Here is a 237-nt window from a genome sequence, read left to right on the forward strand (position 1 = left end):
CCGCCAATAATATGACTGAGGAGGAAGCGAAAGCGAAACTGAAGGAACTGTATGACGGGTATCACTTCAACGAGGATTGTGTGGATATTTATAACCCGTTCAGCATACTGAATACTTTTGCCAAAAAGAGATTTGGTGATTATTGGTTCGAGACGGGTACGCCTACTTTCCTAGTGGAGCTGATGAAGGGATGCGGATATAACCTGAAGAAGCTGATGAGGGAGTATGCTACGGCGG

At 45.6% G+C, this 237-nt stretch carries 1 protein-coding gene; it reads left to right on the top strand.

Annotated elements, in window-relative coordinates; translation table 11 throughout:
• Positions 1 to 237, top strand: a 237-nt coding sequence (locus H6A61_RS15680) for an AAA family ATPase (RefSeq protein WP_204394822.1), incomplete at both ends; no start/stop codon positions are given.

It is taken from the genome of Bacteroides caecigallinarum, from assembly GCF_016901995.1.
GTDB lineage: Bacteria > Bacteroidota > Bacteroidia > Bacteroidales > Bacteroidaceae > Phocaeicola > Phocaeicola cellulolyticus.